This is a genomic window from Dactylosporangium sp. CA-092794 (genome assembly GCF_050948465.1).
GTDB lineage: Bacteria > Actinomycetota > Actinomycetes > Mycobacteriales > Micromonosporaceae > Dactylosporangium.
Map to the genome: position 1 here is coordinate 12,336,700 of NZ_CP192044.1, position 15,914 is coordinate 12,352,613.

General features: G+C 69.1%; 14 protein-coding genes and 2 tRNA genes. 5 read left to right on the top strand and 11 right to left on the bottom strand.

The window, feature by feature from the left end:
* Positions 1-545: 545 nt before the first annotated feature.
* Both ACQPXD_RS53475 and ACQPXD_RS53480 read right to left on the bottom strand, forming a co-directional pair.
* Complete coding sequence (locus tag ACQPXD_RS53475) at positions 546-737, bottom strand: hypothetical protein (protein WP_432832457.1); 192 nt, start codon at positions 735-737, stop codon at positions 546-548.
* Positions 738-1,013: 276 nt separating this feature from the next.
* A complete protein-coding gene (locus tag ACQPXD_RS53480; protein ID WP_432832459.1) occupies positions 1,014-1,964 on the bottom strand; it encodes a helix-turn-helix domain-containing protein in 951 nt (316 codons plus the stop codon).
* A gap of 207 nt (positions 1,965-2,171) precedes the next feature.
* On the opposite strand from ACQPXD_RS53480, the gene ACQPXD_RS53485 reads away from it, so the two are divergent.
* Positions 2,172-2,525 carry a hypothetical protein gene (locus ACQPXD_RS53485; protein ID WP_432832461.1) on the top strand — a complete coding sequence of 118 codons (354 nt, stop codon included), beginning with the start codon at positions 2,172-2,174 and terminating at the stop codon, positions 2,523-2,525.
* Between the two features lie 85 nt (positions 2,526-2,610).
* Here ACQPXD_RS53485 and ACQPXD_RS53490 read toward each other — a convergent pair whose 3' ends face one another.
* Positions 2,611-3,735 (bottom strand): lactonase family protein, encoded by a 1,125-nt coding sequence (locus ACQPXD_RS53490; protein ID WP_432832463.1) that lies wholly within the window; start codon positions 3,733-3,735, stop codon positions 2,611-2,613.
* Positions 3,736-4,266: 531 nt separating this feature from the next.
* Between ACQPXD_RS53490 and ACQPXD_RS53495 the strand changes: the two genes are divergently transcribed.
* Complete coding sequence (locus ACQPXD_RS53495; RefSeq protein ID WP_432832465.1) at positions 4,267-4,827, top strand: RICIN domain-containing protein; 561 nt, start codon at positions 4,267-4,269, stop codon at positions 4,825-4,827.
* 280 nt (positions 4,828-5,107) lie between these two features.
* Here the strand turns inward: ACQPXD_RS53495 and ACQPXD_RS53500 are convergent, their stop codons facing one another.
* The 4 genes from ACQPXD_RS53500 to ACQPXD_RS53515 form a co-directional block, all read right to left on the bottom strand.
* On the bottom strand, positions 5,108-5,443 hold the full coding sequence (locus tag ACQPXD_RS53500; protein ID WP_432832467.1) for a hypothetical protein: 336 nt from the start codon (positions 5,441-5,443) through the stop codon (positions 5,108-5,110).
* A 38-nt stretch (positions 5,444-5,481) separates the two neighbouring features.
* Entirely contained in the window at positions 5,482-5,838 is a 357-nt protein-coding gene (locus tag ACQPXD_RS53505) for a DUF4253 domain-containing protein (protein WP_432832468.1), read from the bottom strand.
* Positions 5,839-6,275: 437 nt separating this feature from the next.
* Entirely contained in the window at positions 6,276-6,950 is a 675-nt protein-coding gene (locus ACQPXD_RS53510; RefSeq protein WP_432832470.1) for a DUF998 domain-containing protein, read from the bottom strand.
* Positions 6,951-7,304: 354 nt separating this feature from the next.
* Positions 7,305-7,493, bottom strand: a complete 189-nt coding sequence (locus ACQPXD_RS53515; RefSeq protein WP_432832472.1) for a hypothetical protein — start codon at positions 7,491-7,493, stop codon at positions 7,305-7,307.
* Positions 7,494-7,869: 376 nt separating this feature from the next.
* On the opposite strand from ACQPXD_RS53515, the gene ACQPXD_RS53520 reads away from it, so the two are divergent.
* Complete coding sequence (locus ACQPXD_RS53520) at positions 7,870-8,484, top strand: TetR family transcriptional regulator (RefSeq protein WP_432832474.1); 615 nt, start codon at positions 7,870-7,872, stop codon at positions 8,482-8,484.
* A gap of 276 nt (positions 8,485-8,760) precedes the next feature.
* Here the strand turns inward: ACQPXD_RS53520 and ACQPXD_RS53525 are convergent.
* Together ACQPXD_RS53525 and ACQPXD_RS53530 are read right to left on the bottom strand one after the other, a co-directional pair.
* Positions 8,761-8,833 (bottom strand) — tRNA-Arg (locus ACQPXD_RS53525).
* A 36-nt stretch (positions 8,834-8,869) separates the two neighbouring features.
* A tRNA-Ser gene (locus tag ACQPXD_RS53530) sits at positions 8,870-8,960 on the bottom strand.
* A gap of 131 nt (positions 8,961-9,091) precedes the next feature.
* Between ACQPXD_RS53530 and ACQPXD_RS53535 the strand changes: the two genes are divergently transcribed.
* A complete protein-coding gene (locus ACQPXD_RS53535; RefSeq protein ID WP_432832476.1) occupies positions 9,092-10,672 on the top strand; it encodes a hypothetical protein in 1,581 nt (526 codons plus the stop codon).
* 318 nt (positions 10,673-10,990) lie between these two features.
* Positions 10,991-12,253: a mannosyltransferase family protein gene (locus tag ACQPXD_RS53540; RefSeq protein ID WP_432832478.1), complete on the top strand. Its 1,263-nt coding sequence runs from the start codon at positions 10,991-10,993 to the stop codon at positions 12,251-12,253.
* Here ACQPXD_RS53540 and ACQPXD_RS53545 read toward each other — a convergent pair.
* Together ACQPXD_RS53545 and ACQPXD_RS53550 are read right to left on the bottom strand one after the other, a co-directional pair.
* Complete coding sequence (locus ACQPXD_RS53545) at positions 12,230-15,136, bottom strand: S8 family serine peptidase (protein WP_432832480.1); 2,907 nt, start codon at positions 15,134-15,136, stop codon at positions 12,230-12,232. The genes ACQPXD_RS53540 and ACQPXD_RS53545 overlap by 24 nt on opposite strands.
* A gap of 28 nt (positions 15,137-15,164) precedes the next feature.
* The gene (locus ACQPXD_RS53550; RefSeq protein WP_432832482.1) at positions 15,165-15,911 is read right to left on the bottom strand and encodes a CPBP family intramembrane glutamic endopeptidase; all 747 of its coding nucleotides are present in this window, start codon (positions 15,909-15,911) and stop codon (positions 15,165-15,167) included.
* Positions 15,912-15,914 lie beyond the last annotated feature (3 nt).

Below are 15,914 nucleotides of genomic sequence, written 5' to 3' on the forward strand. Positions count from 1 at the left end.
AGGTGCCGTGTCGGGCTTGTGGAGATCGGTGGGTGGCTTGCGTGTCACTCCTCGCCGGACAGCGTCCAGCCTGGCGGCGCCTTCGACGGGCCGACCAGCCCGCTGAGCAGCGGCCGCACCCGTGGCCTTCGCGTTCGTCTCCACCGACGGCCGGTACGGGTGCTTCCTCGTCCAAGGCTCGTAATCCGAACGCCGACGACGGTAGCGGCCTCGACAACCGGGCGGCACGGGCCGGCGATGCCAGCGCGGGTCGCACCGAGCGGGCGCAACTTCCTGATCTGCGCGGCCGGGCCGGACGTATGTCTCCGTGATCATGCTGCCCGCGCTGACCGCACCACGGGTTTGCCATGATCCCGGAGACTTTCGGTACACGGGGGTACATCACCACTCCACGATCAGGAAAAACCGTTGGTGTCGATGCCGGGTTGCTCATAATCACGGAGACTTACGGTCGCTGCGCCGTGGAGCGCCCGAGGTGTGGGACGCGTTCGCCGATCGTGCCCGCCCCCAGCGTGTTGGGTGTAAACCGTTCTCGTTCGGGGCGGTCATGCCGCGTGGCGATGGGGCTGCCGGATCAGGTCGAGCAGGCTCGCGACTCGAGGGTCATGCGAGTCGGCCGGCCAGGCCAGCAGGACATCGGTTGAGGGAAGCCCGGTCACCGGTACGGCGGCGACATGCCGTCCGAGCCGGTCGACGGCGCTGTCACCGACGACCGCGACCAGTTGCCCGGTGGCCACCAGGTCGATCAGGGCGTCCAGGCCGAGGGGCGGGAGCTCGGCGGCGTAGGTCGGGTCGTGGAGCAGGCAGCCCGGGGTCAGTGTCTGCCGGGTAGCGAGGGCTGGTCCTGGCTGTAGTCGTCGCGCTCGACCGCTCCGCTCCCGAGTCGACCGGGCGGACGGCGCCAGTGGCGGCCCACGCTGCCGCGACGGAGCCCACGCAACCCTTTTCCGCGGGGCCGGACTTTCGCCGGGCCGTGGCCAGACACCTGCCGGTTCGACCGTCTTCCCGGTTCCTCAGTTCGAGGGCCGGAACGCGTGCTGGGCACGAAAGGCGGCCGGGCTCGAACCGTACGCATTCTGGAATACCCGGCTGAAGTGTGCGGCGTCCGGGAAGCCCCATCGCCGCGCGATGCTGCGCACCGACCTCGTCACCAGCGCCGGGTCGAGCAGGTCGGCATGGCACCGTTCGAGCCGTCGCTGCCGGATCCAGCCGGCCACCGTGACCTCGTTGGCCTGGAAGAGGCGGTGCAGGGTGCGGACCGAGATGTGGTGCGCGGCCGCAACGGACTCCGGCGTGAGAGTCGGGTCGCCGAGGCGGACAATGATGTGCTCCCGCACGCGCGCGAGCAGAGCGTCCTCGCGGGTCTCGCCCGGCAGCGCACGCACCGAGTTGAGCCGGCGGGCCAGCATGAGTGACACCAGGGACACGGTGGCCGACGTGAGCCGCCCGGCGTCGGCGGGCTGGAAGCGTCCTGCGCCGAGCCCCAGGATGTACTGCGACACCAGCGAGTCCAGGCTGTCGCCGGTGGACAACGGCAGCCCGACGAGATCGCGGAGACGGCGGGCCGGTATCGGCAGGATGCCCGGCTCGAGCATGACAACGGTGCCGTGCTGGGTTGGGCCGTCCGGGTCGCATGTGGTGCGAAAGGGGTGCGAGGAATGCAGCAACACCATGTCCCAGGGACTCATCACCGTCACCCGGCCGTCTTGCTCGAGCTGCTCCCCGCCCTTGTGGTTGAGTAGGACGAGGTAGACCTCCGGGTCGCTGCGCCGGATCAGTGCGGGTGTGCGCTCCGCGTCGACGGGACGGCTCTTGGTGGCCACCACCCGGACCGGGCCGAAGTCCGCGGCCTGCACCACCCCGACGAAGTCCCTGGGGTATCGCGTTCGGTAGACCACCGGTATCGCCTGCCGGGAGAGCGTTTCCCGCCAGAACTCGAACCGGTCGCCGGCTGATAGATGCATGGTACTCAATGTCGAACGCATGCTGGCCCCCGTCGCCGACTTGGTGGCCCGAGCGACATACTCAACTATCAATCGGCACCTGTCAACTCCTGATCCAGGCGTCAACGCTCGACCAGATCGCCCAGTACGCCGGTCATCGCGATGCGCGTTCGCCGCTGCCCTTGCCCAGGTCTGGGGCGAGTAGTCGAGGATCTGCTCGTCCTGGACGTGGCCGTCGGCGAACGTGCAGACCCGTCCGGTGTCAGTGCGGCGCACCGCGGTCACGCCGGGAATCCACGCTCGATCCGCGACGTCCTGCGCCCCGACGGCCGCTACCTCTGCCTGGAGATCAACTGCTCCGACCGCACCACCGAGAACGTCGGCCCGATCGCCACGCTGCTGTACGGCTTCTCAATGCTGTACTGCATGACCACGTCCCTCGCCGAGGGCGGCGAGGGGCTCGGCACGCTCGGGCTGCCCGAGCCGGTGCTGGCCCGCCTGGCCGCCAAGGCCGGGTTCGGCCAGGTCCGGCGGGTGGCGATGGACAACCCGTTCAACTCCCTGTACGAGCTGACCCGATGACCGCCGGGCAGCCGGTCGACGGCATCGACCACACAGCCCCCTACCGGCCCCGTCGCGATGTTCCTCGGAGGCCGGGCGCAGTCGTTCAGGAGGCGACGACACCCTCGCCGCCGACGGCGCCCGGCACGGCGACCTCGCCGATCGCGGTCAGCGTCCCACCGGGACCGACCCGCAGCGCCACGAGGTGGCCGTCCGCGCCGGTCTGCGCATACAGGTACCGGCCGTCGGGGGTCGCCGCGACGTCGACCTGACCGCCTCCGGTGGCGAAGGTGCCCAGCGACCGAAGCTCGCCGCCGCCGGTGACGGTGTAGCCGGAGAGGTTGCCGCTGCCCGCGTTGGCCGTGTACACCCGATCGCCGGTAGCCACGATCCAGCACGTGGCGGCCTGCCCCGTCGCGGCGCCGCCGAGCGGCGTGAGCGTGTTGTCACGGCCGAGACGGAAGGTGGCCACCGCATTCGGACCCGCCTCGGCGACGACCAGCCGCCCGGCCGGATCGAACGCGACCGCGAACGGCACCGCACCCGGCTCGGTGTGCACTACCGGCTGGGCCGACGGTCCGCGCCGCCGGTCGACGGTGAACACAACGATGGCGTTGCTGCCCGCCTTCGTCGTGATGATGAGGCGGGTACCGTCCGGGGTGAATGCGACCTGGCCCGGCGTATGCGTGAACTCCGGGGTCGCGGCCGCGTCCAGCCCGAGGGTGCGGTGCCAGGCCAGCACCCGCACCAGGGCCCGGCCCACCCGCCGGTAGCCCTGGATCGAGCCGCCGCCGCGGCCGTTGAGCACATACACCAGGTCGCCGTGCACGGCGACGCTGACCGGAAACGCGCCGCCGGAAGAGATGGCCTGCTGCCGGTCGAGCCGGTCGCCGTGCACGCCGAACACCGTGAGCGTGTCGCTGCCCGGGTTGACCGCGTACAACAGACCAGCGGCCCGGTCCAGGGCGAGAGCACCCTGCGAGGCCGTGTGGTCCACGACCGAGCCGTCCAATTGGCCGCCACGCCCGCCCGTGCGGTACACCCCGGTCTGCCGCAAGGCGCCGCCCGGTCCGCGGTCGAACGCGACGACGGTGTTCGCGGACAGGTTGTCGGTCAGCACGAACACCGACCCGACTCCGCCAGATACGGCGGCGGAGGCCGGCGTCGCGGCGACCGCCGTCGCCGCCAACGCGACTACGGCGGTTCCCGCGACGCGGATGCTGCGTTTCATGACTGCTCCTCACACGTTGGTCCCGGTACTCTCCGCCATCCTGGCCGCCCAACGAGGTGCGCGAACCGCTGTTTCGCGCGCTGTAAGGGCACGGCAGCTACCTCGTAAGAACTGCCGGCGCCCTGCTCGCTGGCTGGGTTTTCCGCGCATACAGCAGCGCCGAACAGTCGCCACTCAACGACCGGATTGGCGGACGCTACGGGGCGATCGGGTCGCGTCCTTGGGCTGGCGCTGCGGCCGCGAGATCACTCATGGCCGTCGGCTTTCGACAGGCCGAGAAGCCTCATGAGCAGCGACCATCAATCAGACCGGTCTTCCTCCGGAAGCGAACACGCCGGTCTCGCAGATCGTCGCGCCCGACCGGACCGTCAACCTGCCAGCGTTCAGACCCGACCTGCTCGGCCGCGCTCGCATCGAGGTGATTCTGAGGTACCGACCGGCGAACATAAGGCATTTACCCAAGGCGCCCGGCGCGCCTTAGCTCCTAAGTTGGTCCGTGTTCAGACAACGGCAACTTCAGGAGGCACCACCATGCGGGCAACAGCGTTGCTCAAGCGGACCGCGGCCGGCATCGTCATGGCGCTGGCGTTCACTGGCGCTGTGGCCGTCAGTCCGTCTGCCGCATACGCGTCCGACGACTGGACCGTGCGGATCGCCCCCAAGTCCCAACCGGGCCTGTTCCTGGACGTCAGCGGCGCATCCAAGGACACGCTCGCACGGGTCATCCAGTGGCCGTTGACCACCGGAGACAACCAGATCTGGACGATCAGGCACATCTCCGGCACGGATTACGAATTCATCAACAAGCACAGCGGCAAGTGCATGGAGACCGACAATGTCGCCGGTCACCAACTGTTCCAGGCGCCGTGCGACGGCAACCGCTGGCAGCTCTGGAGCTACGACAAAGCTCAGGACGGTTCCAGCGGGTACCTCATCTGGAACACCTTGACCAACCTCTACGTGGACGTGTATGGCGCCAGCCGGACCCAGGGCGCCGCCATCGACGCATGGCCCTTCGACGGATACGACACGACCAACTACCCGTTCTTGCAGGGACCGCTCAACCAGGAGTTCCTCCTCCTGAACGCATGACCGGTCCCCGGCCGCGCCGACCGCCCGGCCCAGATGGGTGCGGGCGTCGATGCTGGCAGGGATCGCGCGGCTGCTGGCTGGCTTGTGGTGGACGACCGGGTGCGTTACGACAGGCCCAGCGAGGTGGTGGTCGTGCGCTACTTGCCTCGGCGTCGGCTACTCCGGCAAGCGGCAGGGCCAGTGGCGTCCTACTACTGCGTGACGGTCGTGCCGTCCGGTGCGACCGGCCCGGGCCGCTCCGAGCTCCGGATCGAGTAACCCTGTGATGGCCCGGCCGGGGTCACATCGTGCGGAAGCCGGAGCCGCCGCACGCGAAGCACTTGATCTTGCCGCTGCCGGCGCACAGGTGGTGGACCCGCGGCTGGCCGGTGTCGTATTCGTAGCCGTTGCTGCAGCTGCACGACGACCCGCCGGAGCCGCCGCACGCCGGGCATCGGACGCGCTCCGGCGCCGGGGGCGGGGTCCATCCGGCCGCCTGGTAGCCACCAGCGCCGGCGGAGCCGGTCGGCGCCGAGCCGCCCCGGCCGCGCGCCACCACGGCGAGGACGATCGCGGCCACCGGCAGCAGGCACAGCAGCGTGCAGCAGACCCACCCGAGAGCGTGGCTTCGGTCCATGGCTCCTCCCGGTGGCGACGTGCGTGCCCGGGCAATGATCACCGGGGCGGGCCGGCGGGCGGATCGCCTGAACGGCCGGTCCGGGCCAGAGGAAACGCTATTTTCGATGACTCGGACCGCGTCACCGGCAGACCATTCCTCCCGCGAGACACCGCGAAGTGCTCGGCCGCCAGGTGCAGCCCCGCATCGACGTCCGCCGGGAGCGCCGCGACGCTCACGGTGAGCGAGCTGCTGTCGATCTGGAGAACCCTGACGCCAAAGCGGCCTTCCCATGAACGCAGCACCGCAGAGAATTTGGCGGTTGTCTCGTTCAGGGCCGCGCGGAGCATCGTGAAGAGGCGCCGACGCCCACCCGGATGGCGTCGCTGATATCTACCCGTCTGATCGGCGCCCATCGTCATCACGATGTGTATGCAGCGCAGTGCCCTTGCCGTGCCGTGCCGCCAGACCATGGCGTCGTCACAGCACGTCCTCCTCGCGAGACGCTCGTCGTACCTAGCCTCGGTCTTTCGTGCGCCCAGCGGACCTGGAGGTGAGTGTGAAGGTCATGGAAGCGGTGCAGCTGCTGGATTTCCCCGCGGAGGGCTCCCCGGCGTCTGGGGCGCGGAAAGCCACAAACACCACCCCAACCTGGGCAACGCCGATCCGGGGCGTCGGTTCCACGGATGCGGGTCAGGAGTAGGCTCAGGTGATCGACGCAACGGAGATTCAGATCACCGCCAGTGATATGCAAACACGAACGTCTCCTCGATGGGCGCCCGGGACCAGGGCCGCCGATCCGGCCCGGGAGGATGACGGCTTCCGACGCAAGCCGCCGAATAATTCAGGCTGTCTATTGCCTGGCTGTCGTGGTCAACGGCTTGGCGTCTGCTGAATGACGAGTCGAAGCGAATAGCACGACGCCGATGCCTAACTGCGATAAGAACAGCGGGTAGGCGGCGAATCTCTCGACTAGGCCAGTGATTCCTGTTTGCGCCACTAGCGGCAGAATGCAGAAGCTGATCAGTCCGATAGATCCCAGGATTGACGGAACCGACGCAACTACAGGTTTAGCATACCCGACGCGCCGCAGCGCAAGCCCCAGCTGAATGAGCGTAATATTCCCCGGAATTCCAATGAGTACTGCACCGAAGGCGTGCAATGGAAACGAACCTGCCGGAACCTCGTGAAAGACACCGGCCAGCGCAATGCCGAACCCATAGAGGGATCCGCCAATCCACATGAGCCTGGCTGGCCTCCCTTTCGCCCTGGGGCCGATAGCGACCGTAACCGCTGCGGCGACCAGGGCCCCGTTCAGGACGTACGCCGCGCTCATTAATATCCACAGCGGAGAATGGACGAGATTGTCCTGAAACACGATTGGTCCGCGCACCTCCAGATCGCTGATGTAATTTCTCATGTAGGAGTAGTGCGGGTCCGTCCATGCACTTGCTGTGACTGCTTCGGCAATTAAGATGCCTCCGCCCGCAGCGGCGAGGGCCGCTCCAGCAAACCGAGATTTCTCCACGTTTTGAATCCCTTCTTTCGTAATTGGCGGAGTATTCCTCTGCCCTTAGCGGGCAGCGGTGTCGGCATCACAGGCCGTTCAGGGCCACTGGCCGGGCCGCAATAAACCGTCCGATCGGTGCGCGCCTGTGCAGCGACTCCTCGCATGCGCGGCAGCCGCCAAGTGACGTCGGTGCCGTAGGGAAGTCCGTCGACCCGATCGCTCTGGCAGTGACTGCCATACTAGCAGTGGATGACAGCTGAAAAAAGACGCTCGCCGCAGAGATGTCCCGACACGGAGGGGGCCGTCTTGGCGGCTCGGTGAACGGTCTGGGCCGCACCGAGGGGAATTTCAAAGTCGGTCAGGACTTGTTGATCAACGTTTGAGGGCTGCGGCCAGTACCGGCAGGATCCGCATCCGGTCCGCAGCGATGCTCTCGATCAGGCGCTTGATCAGGGTGACCTGTGCCAGGCGGAACAGACCGAGCACCAGGTTGCGCAGGATCGCCATGGCGTGCGGGCCGTTGCCGATGTACGCACCCTGCTGGTCCTCGCCGAAGACCACGTCGCGTGGCCAGTGGACGAGATTCTCGATGCCCCACTGGCCGCGGATGAAGCCGGCGACCTGGTGCGGTGTCGCCCGGCCGGCGGACAGAGGTAGTCGGCCGTCTCGTGCTGGGCATGCGCGGCGTCGGCGGTCACCACCCGGCCGTCCAGGTCCAGGCCATCCAGCAACGCGCGGACCTGGGTGACCTCCGGCATGCCCGCCGGCACCCGCACCTGCCCCACCACGATCGCCGCCCCGTGGGCCATCGCGGACAACAGCTGCAACCGGCTTCGCGGACAGCGCACTTCGGCCGGCAGCGCCTCGCCCGGCGCCGGTCGGGGCACTGTCATGTCGGCACTCCATGACAATACGGCAGTGCGGTACCGTGGGGGCCATGACTGAGCGCGCCACCACAACGGCCAGCTTGCGCGAGCGCACCAAAGCGGCAATGCGCGACGAGGTCGCGGCGGTGGCAATCAAACTATTCGCGGAGCACGGCTTCGATGCGGTGACCACGACGCAGATCGCCGCGGTGGCCGGCATCTCCCCGCGATCGTTCTTCCGCTACTTCCCGACGAAGGAGGATCTGGTTCTCGGTGGCCTGCAGGACGCGGGGCACCGCGTCCAGGCGGCCCTGCGGTCCAGGCCATCCCGTGAGGGTCCATGGACAGCATTGCGTCATGCATTGCGGGTCCTGATGGACGAGCCGGTCTATCCGCCGCAACATCTGCAGACCATTACGCGGATCATCCTCGAGACGCCCTCGATCCGCGCACGCGACATGCAGAAGCACCAGCAATGGGAGGAGCTGCTCGCACCGGAGATCGCCCGGCGTATGAGCAATCCCGACCGCGCTGGCCTCTCCGACAGCGACGCACGAGCGCGCGCACTGATCGGAGCCGCACTGTCCTGCCTGCGCGTCGCGACCGACACGTGGCTTCGAAGCGGTGGCACAGCCGATCCGATCGCCATACTCGATGAGCTCATCGACACAGTCCGCACTGCGTAGCCCGGGGCAGCACCGCAGGCTGCCGCGTATCGGCTGGGCCACTGTCAAGGGCGCCTGAATAACCGGCCCGCCGGACGCGACGAAAAACAGACACCCTCCGAACAGCGACCGGCTCGGTCGAAGAAACGTCGCAGGTCACGGACCCACCACAAGCCAAACCGTCGCGGACGGTGACGACAACCATGCGGCACCCACGTGACACCCACCGTCCACAAAGGCCGGACAACACGAAGGGCCCGAACCGCGTTGCCGCAGCTCAGGCCCTTGGTGAACTTGCGCGCCCGAAGGGACTCGAACCCCTAACCTTCTGATCCGTAGTCAGATGCTCTATCCGTTGAGCTACGGGCGCTCGGTGCTTCGCCTAGTGTACACACCAGGTTTTGCGCGGAGGCTCCGGGATTCGAACCCGGGATGGGCTTTAAGACCCAAACCGCATTAGCAGTGCGGCGCCATAGACCGAACTAGGCGAAGCCTCCAGCAATCCCCGTCACCGGTGACCGCCGTCCGAGGATACAGGCAGCGACGCAGGGCCAGCAAAGTGGGTACGCCCTGCGGTGGGCGGGTGCAGAACGGGTGCTCAGGGCGATTGGCCATTACGCTCGTGCAGATGGGAGAGGACGCGACTCCGCCGGGGCGTCGGAGGGTGCCGAAGGCCACAAAACCGGACGCGGCGCCGGCGAAGGCCGGGCCGGCGCCGCGGGCCAAGGCGCTGGGTGACACCTCGCTGCGGTTTGAGCCGCCGCCGCAGGAGGGGCCCGGTGACGAGGAGCCGCGGGTGGCACCTCGGCCGCGGACCAGTGCTCCCACGACGCCCTTCGCGCCGGCGTCGCCCACGGTGGCCAGCACCCCGTTCCGGGCGGTCGCCCCGCCGTCACAGAGCGGGGCGCCGCCGGAGGAGGAGGGGAAGCCGGCAGAGGAGAACCCGGCCACCCAGGACGCACCGCCGGCCATGGCCGCCCCCGCCAAGGCGGTCAAGAAGGCCACCGCGGCGAAGAAGACCAGCGCAGTCAAGAAGGCCACACCCGTAAAGGCGGATAAGGCCACACCTGCCACACCCGCCAACAAGGTAACCCCAGAGAAGCAAGCCACCCCGGAGAAGAAGGCAAGCCCGGAGAAGAAGGTCACTCCCGCCAAGAAGGCCGCCCCCGCCAAGAAGGTGGCCCCAGCGGTCGAGACGACAGCCTCCGAACCCGCCGAGGCCGAGACGCCACCCGCAAAGCAGACCGCACCCACCGCGCCCAAGAAGACCGTGCCCAAAGAGACCGTGGCCAAGAAGACGATGGCCAAGCAGGCCACAGCCAAGCAGGCCCCGGCCAAGAAGGCGGTCACAAAGACCGCGGTCGAGCCCGCGGACGAAACGGGAGAAACGGTACTCGCGGTCACCGAAACGTCGCCCACCGTCCAACCGGCGAGCGGGCCGCCGTCAGACAGTGCACCAAGCGAGCAAAGTCACGAATCGCCAAAATCGGGCGAGGACGGAGAAGACTGGGAGATCCGGTTCAATCCGTCCGCGATAAATGCCGCATTTCTCCCCGAAATGCTCGCACTGGCGGCGGTCGATCGGCTGGGACCGGCGGCTCGGCGGCGCGTCGACTGGTACCGGATCACCTACCCGGGGGCCGACGGCGATGCCGTGTCGCGGGCCATCACGCGCGAGTTCGTCCGCCGGGCGCGCCGCCAAGGGTTCGCCGCGGGGCTTGGGCCGGCCGGGCTGGTGATCGAGGCGGCCGGCCTCGGCTGGCTGCAGGCCCAGCTGGTCCTGCACCTGGCCGCCGCCTACGGCCACGCGCCCGAGCATCGGCAGCGGGCGGCCGAACTCCTCGTGCTCCAACGCATCCACGGCAGCCTGGAAACGGCCGAAGTGGCCGTGCGGGACGCCGAGCGGGCGGCCGCCGCCCGGGGGCGGCGCACCGCCGGCCCGCTGGCACGGATGGTGGCGGCCGGGGTCGCCCGAGCCGCCGCGGCCCGGTTCGCCCAGCGCATCCTGCCGGGCGCCGCCGCGGTGCTGGGATCGGTCTCGGCCGCCCGCAGCACCGAACGACTCGCCGCCCGCGCGGCACGCTACTACCGCCGGCCACACCGCCAACCCGACGAGAGCCGCCAACCCGAAGCAGCCAGCCCCGAAGAGCAAAGCCAACCCCAGGAGCACAGCCAAGCCGAAGAGAGGCGCCGACCCGCAGAGCGTTGAACCCGGCGGTGGCGCAGGTGAGGTAGAACGGTGTATACGGGGAGTGAGGAGAGCCCGTGGTGACGGTGCCGAACGCCAACCCATACAACATTCAGAAACGACCCGGCAACCTTATGGACTCATTGAACTCCAGTGTTGAACATGACCGGGTAGGGCAACGTGAACTGCGCTTATGTATAGTCTCGCCCTGTGTCGCTCTCCTCTGGCGCTATCGACTCTGACGCCGCCGACGTGAACGATATCGACATCGATGCACTGACCACGGGGCGGACAACTGTGACCAGCGAGGTCGAGGCAGCACAGGCTGCAACCTCGGATGTGACCGACCGGACGTCCGACGACCTGGTCGAGGCGGCCGGGACCACCGGAACCTCCGAGACAACGAAGACGGCGGACGCGCCGGCCCGCACCCCCAAGTGGCGGGCATGGGTACGTCCGTGGATGACCCCTTGGCTGCGATCGCTCAAGGTCGCCGGCACGGTGTGGATCGCCGCCGGCATGGCCTACGCCATCGCCACCGCGCTGGTGTTCCGCTTCGAGCCGGGCCGGCCCCCGCCGCACATCCACACCCTGATCGGCTTCTGGAACCGGTTCGACACGATCTTCTACGTTCGGATCGCCCAGGACGGATACCTGTACGGCAAGTTCGCTCCGGCCTTCTATCCCCTGTATCCATTCCTCATCAAGATCGGCAATCCGATCATCCCCGGGTCGGGGCTGATCGCCGCGCTGGTCATCAGCGTCTTCTTCGCGTTCACCGCGTTGCTGCTGCTGCACCGGCTGGTCGACGAGGAGTTCGGCGACGCGATCGCCGGTCGCACCGTGTTCTACCTGGCCGCGTTTCCCGCCGGATTCTTCCTGTTCGCGGCCTACAACGAGTCGCTGTACATCACGATGGCCCTCCTCTCGCTCTACGCGGCCCGCAAGGGCAACTTCTGGATCGCCAGCGCGGCCGCCGCGCTGGCCGGCTCGACGCGGCTGTTCGGGCTATTGCTCGCCGCGCCGCTGGCGTATGAGTACATGCGGCAGCGGGGCTGGAATCTGCGCAAGATCCGCTGGGACGTGGCGAGCTTCCTGTTCATCCCGAGCGGCCTCGTCGCGTTCTCGATCTTCCTGAAGATCAAGACGAACGACTGGCTCGCGTTCAGCCACGCGCAGGACGGCTGGAAGCGCACCTACGGCTGGCCCGGCGAGCCGATCTGGAAGACGCTCAAGCTGCTCAACGACAAGCCGTTCTTCCAGGACTGGCGGCTGCTGGGCATCCTGGAGATCATCTCGGTGGTCGGCGCGATCCTCATGCTGGTGCTCGCCTTCCGGGGCCGCTTCAAGTTCCGCCGCGACCAGTACTACCTGCTCGTCTACGCCGCGGTGCCGATTTTCCTCTTCACCTGCACGATGGGTGGCTGGCCGAATTACCTGATCTCGGCTCCCCGCATCGCGCTGGAGTGGTTCCCGGCCTTCATCGTGGTCGGCATGCTCGGTGCGAGCCGGACCTTCGAGCGTCTCTACCTGTTCATAGCGATCATGACCCAGGCGATGATGCTCGGCCCGGTCCTGCTAGGCACCCAGTTCGTCGCTTGAGGCCGGCGGCGCGGGTCCGACCACCACGGTGGTCCAGGCCCGCGCCGCCGCGCCGTCGCCGAACTCGATCATGCCCAGGTAGCGCGCGGCCGGGTCCAGCCCCTGCCAGTTCACGTCGAACGTCAACGGCTGGTCCGGCTCGACCGGGCGGACCTTCGGGGTCACCGTCAGGTTGCCGGTGAGCAAGCTGGGGACCAGAAACACGTGGGCCTTCGCGACCTGTTCGGTCAGGCCCGGCGGCAGGGCGAACTGCACGACGTACACCTCAAACGTGCCGGAACCGCCGGTGAGCGGGACCTCCTCGTCGGCGGTGGTCCCGTCGCCGCGACCGACGAGCTTACCGCCCTGGTAGACATACAGATCGAGGTCGGTGCCGGGCGCGTGGTCGGCGGCAAAGGTGGCCAGGCGGGCCAGCTTCGTCGCGGGCGGCAGCGTGAACTCGAAGCTGAAGACGCTCGGCGACAGTCCGGGCGCACTCGGCACGAAGCCGGCGGTGCCGCCGACCAGCCGCCGCTCGTGGACGCTGGAGGCGGCGAGGCCATACGGGTGGGCGGTCACCGTTCCGCGGTACCCCCCGAGCAGGTCGATCGTCGCGTGCCCGCTCGCGCCGGTGCCGGTGATCTCGCCGGGGCCGGACAGGGCGACCGGCCGGACCGCGATCGGGCTGCGCACCGCGTGCCCGCGCAGGTCGGTCCAGGTCAGCGCGCCGAACGTGTAGGCGCCGTAGGGCGCGTCGGTGCGCCGGACGGTCACCGTGAAGGTGGCCCGGCCGCCGGCCGCGACGGTGATCGTCGACGGGCTGACCTCGACCGCGGTGCCCGGCGGCGGGGCGACGGCGGCGACGTACACGCTGGGCAGGCTCGAGACGTTGGTGACCGTGCGCGTGACGGTTTGCGTGCCGGGCAGGGAGCCGATGCCGATCGACGGATAGTTCAGGTCGCTCGGGTCGATCGCGCCGACCGTCGGGCACCAGTCGCTGACCTCCTGCAGTTGTCCGATGCCGCAGGTGTACCGCGCCCAGTCCGCCGCCCCCGCGTCGTAGACGAGGCCGGGGTCGAAGGCCCGGGCCGGGCGGACGTGGCCGGAGCCGTGGTCGAACGGGGTCGCGTCGCGGGTGCCCCGCTGGATCGGCCCGCCCGAGTTGTCGGCCGGGTCGGCGGTGGTCATCAGCGCCGACTTGATCTCGGCGGGCGACCACCGCGGGTGCTTGGCGCGCAGCAGCGCGGCGATGCCGGCGATGTGCGGGCTGGACATCGACGTGCCGGACTCGCCGTCGTAGAGGTTGCCGTGGTCCCCGGCCGGGGACACGCCCGCGACGATGTCCACGCCGGGCGCGGTGATGTCGGGCTTGATGAGGTCGCCGCCGCCCGCCGCGGCGGGGCCGGCCGAGGAGAAGGCGGCCACGGCCGGCGCGCGGGGCACGGCGACGGTCGTCGCGGAGATCGACGCGCGCGGGTCGGTTCCGGCGGCGTACGCCTTGATCGCCGCCCCGGCCGCGGCGTCGACGTGCACGGTCGGCACGACGTGGTAGTCGGCGTTGAGCGAGTTGTCGTCGGCGTTGTAGAGGATCATGCCCACGCCGCCGGCGTCGCGGACCGCGATGCTCTTTTCGGTGCGCGGGTTGACGCCCCGCCTGCACAGCACGATCCGGCCCTTGACCTTGGCCGGGTCCAGCGCGCCGGGATAGCACAGCTCGACCCGGTCGGGCTCGGCCGCGGCCAGCCCGGCCCGGACCGAGTCGACCAGCGGCGCGTCGGGCACGGCCGGGCCCTGGCCCACGCCGGTGTAAGTCTTGCCGTCGCCGAGGGTCACGCTCTTGATCGCGCCGCGGTCGTGCGAGCTCGCCGCGACCGTCATCTCCCACGGCGCGTTGTGCGCGACCGTGCCGGCGTCGGGGCCGGAGTTGCCGGCCGACGCGGCGACGAACACGCCGGCCGCGGCGGCGTTGAAGAAGGCCAGCTCGATCGGGTCGACGACCAGCGCGCTGGAGCCGGAGACGGAGTAGTTGATGACGTCGGCGCCGTCGGACACCGCGTCGTCGATCGCCTCCAGCAGGTCGACGGTGCCGCCGGCGCCCTCCCCGTCGCCCTGGCGCCACAGCGCCTTGTAGACCGCGATGCGGGCGGCCGGCGCCATCCCGGAGACGGTGCCGACCGGCGCGCCGTTGATGGTGGCCGCCACGCCGTTCAGGCCGGCCGCGGTGGTCGCGGTGTGCGTGCCGTGCCCGTCGTAGTCGCGCGGGGAGGAGAACTCGCCGGTCCAGTCGCCGAAGCCGCTGTGGTTGTAGTACCGCGCCCCGATGACCTTGTTGTTGCAGGTGATCCGCTGCTGCGGGGTGCCGGTGCCCTCGTCGCATTTGTCGGCGCCGCCCCACTTCGCGTCGATGACGGCCTGGTCGGGGCGGGGCTCCGGAAGCGCGGCCAGGCTCGGGCTCTCGGGCCAGAAGCCGGTGTCGATGTCGGCGATGATCACGCCCTCGCCGGCGTGCGCGGGGTCGCCGAACTGCTGCTCCCATGCGCCGCCGGCACCGGCCAGGCCGAGGAACGCGGGCGTGGAGATGGTGTCGACGGTGCGCCGTTCGTTCTTCCAGATCCGCAGTACTCCGGGAGTGCCCGCGACGCGCTCGCGCTGCTGGGGCGTGAGCGCGGCGGCGAAGCCGTTGAAGACGGTGTCGTAGTCGGCGACGGTGCGCCCGACGCCGGCTGCCCGCAGTACCATATCCCGGTTTGTCCGAATCGCCGCCCGGGCACTCTCGGTGCGCAGCGCGGGCGAGCCGGCCAGTTGCACGATGTAGAGCGCGGTTTCGGCCTTGGCAAGAGCCGGCGGGGGTACGGCGGAGACACCGGTCAGGGCGAGGGTGATGACGAGAAGGATGCGACCCACACGGTCAGGGTAATTGTCCGGATTTGCCCTAACTCAGGAAACCGAGATGATCCTTGAGCAGCGCGTATCCCACGAAGGAGACGATGTCGAGGATCGAGTGGGCGATCACCAGCGGCATGACCCGTCGCGTGCGGCGGAACCAGTAGCCGAACACCAGGCCCATCACGAAGTTGCCGATGAAGCCGCCGAAGCCCTGGTAGAGGTGGTACGACCCGCGGATCGCGGCGCTGGTCACGATCGCCGGCCAGGCGCCCCAGCCCAGGTCGCGCAGCCGGGTCAGCAGGTAGCCGATCATCACGATCTCCTCCAGCACGCCGTTCTCGACGGCGGAGAGGATCAGCACCGGCACCGACCACCAGTGCGCGCCGAGCGCCTCGGGCACGATCTGCGCGCTGATGCCGAGCTGCCGGGCGGCCCAGACCAGGCCGAGGCCGGGCAGCCCGATCAGCGCGGCCAGCCCCGCGCCGTAGGCCAGGTCGCGCAGCGGCCGCCGGACGTCGAGGCCGATGTCCAGCGGGTCGTGGGCGCGGCGCAGCAGGTGCACGGCGAGCAGCGCCGGCACCACGCCGAGCCCGATGCCGGCGAGCTGGTAGAGCAGGTCGAGCCAGGGGCGGTCGGCCACGACGGTCGGGTTGAGCGTCGCGGTCTGCTGGGACAGTGGCTTGACGTAGGTCAGCCGATTGATGATGTTGAGGATCGCGTAGATCGCGGAGCTGCCCAGCGAGACGCCGAGCACGAGCAGCACCTCGGCCCGCACGGCCCGCCGGTCGATCACCGC